The 1,777-nt window shown below is 56.0% G+C and carries 2 protein-coding genes; one reads left to right on the forward strand and one right to left on the reverse strand.

The features are described 5' to 3' along the window. Positions 1–1,169, reverse strand: a 1,169-nt coding sequence (locus ACOSYY_RS14405) for an ArsB/NhaD family transporter (RefSeq protein ID WP_421663216.1), incomplete at its 3' end; no start/stop codon positions are given. Positions 1,170–1,333: 164 nt separating this feature from the next. Here ACOSYY_RS14405 and ACOSYY_RS14410 point away from each other — a divergent pair. Continuing rightward, positions 1,334–1,777 (forward strand): GlgB N-terminal domain-containing protein (locus ACOSYY_RS14410; RefSeq protein ID WP_421663217.1); only part of this gene is annotated, 444 nt, incomplete at its 3' end.

A 1,777-nucleotide genomic window follows, 5' to 3' on the forward strand; every position in this document is an offset into this window, starting at 1 on the left:
AAACAAGCCCCCAAGGCCAATGCCCACCAGAGCGGAATGATGTCCGGTTGATGGACCAACGCGACATAGTCGGTCATCTCCGGATGCAGCGATCGGGCAAGATCGACGATCAATGGATTCATCGCGGCGACATAGGGGATATTGTCCACGACTGCAGAAAGTATCGCCGACCCCCACAACACCGCCATCGTGGATCCGGCAAGATTGCCCCTCGTCACCGCGACCAGCTGATCGGCCAGATACCGGATGACGCCGACTTTGACCAAGCCCCCCACCAGGATAAATAATCCGATAAAGAAAAAGATGGTCTTCCATTCCACTTCAGCCAGATAGGTCAACTCCTCTGAATCTTCCGGCTTGCGCCTGGCATGCCCGATGACCATGAACAGACTCGCTCCAAGCAGCGCAATCGTGGCCGGCTCCAAATGGACGAGCGAGTGGAGACAGAATCCCACATTGACGACCGCCAGTAAGAACAGACAGCGGCGCAAGAACGGCTCATCCGGCACCGCTTCACCCATGTTCAACTTGAGAACGGCCTCTCGAAGATGAGGCGCGACCGTCATCCTCCGCCCAAAGACAAGCCACAGAACCGTTAAAAACACCGCCATGATGACGATGACGATCGGCCCCATGACCAACAGGAAATCGAGATAGCTGAGCTCGGCTTTGCTGGCGATCATGATATTGGGTGGATCTCCGACGAGCGTGGCGGTTCCACCGATGTTGGAAGCCAGTGCTTCCGCCATTAAAAACGTGACGGGATTCAGCTCCAATCGCTTGGTGATTGCAAGAGTGACCGGGGCCATGAGCAGGACGGTGGTGACGTTATCGAGCATGGCGGACAAGACAGCGGTCAAGATGGCCAATAACACCAGCAGGCGGAAAGGTTTCGCGTCGGCTCGCTGTGCCGCCCAAATGGCCAAGACCTCAAACAGCCCGGTCTCCCGCACGATGTTGATGATCACCATCATGCCGATCAGCAAGAAGACGACGTTGTAGTCCACCCCGAACTCATGGGAATAAAAGGCCTCTTCTTGCGAGACCACGCCGAGCCCGATCATCACCGCCGCTCCGAACAAAGCCACAATGGTCTTATGGAGCCGCTCGGTCATGATGAGCACATAGCACAGACCGAAAATAAGAAGGGCCAGAGTGAGAGATGACATGCAACTCCTCGAGGTGAACAGGACGATCGCTCAGAAAGCTGTCGCATTATCCAGGGCCGATCGCGACAATGCAATGAGAGTCGTCCTTCCGGTCTGTCCTCCGATACCATCGCCGAGAACATTTTCTCCTTTCTAATCCACACTGCAGCCATTAGGATAGCGGGATGCCGTTCGATCCGACCATTCAACAGGATGACCTCGATCGCCTCATTGCAGGCACGCACTGGGCCCCTCACTCGGTTCTGGGCCCCCATGCCACAACGATCGACGGCCGCCCCTTCTTCGCAATTCGAGCCTGGCTACCGGAGGTGAAGCAGGTAGAGGTGGCAACCAACTCCACACTGTCGCGTATGATGCTCATCCATGAAGCAGGATTGTTCGAGGCCATGCTTCCCGCTACAACGCAAGCGCCGTCCTACCAGCTTCGCGTCACGCGCCACGACGGTACCGTCGCAGAAATCCATGATCCCTATGCCTTTCCTCCACTGTTGACGGATTTTGAGCTGCACCTCTTTGCCGAAGGAACCCTGTACAAAGCCTACGAGCATTTCGGCGCTCATGTCCGCACCGTCCAGGGTATTTATGGAGTTCATTTTGTAGTGTGGGCT

This window comes from Nitrospira sp. BLG_2, assembly GCF_049222245.1.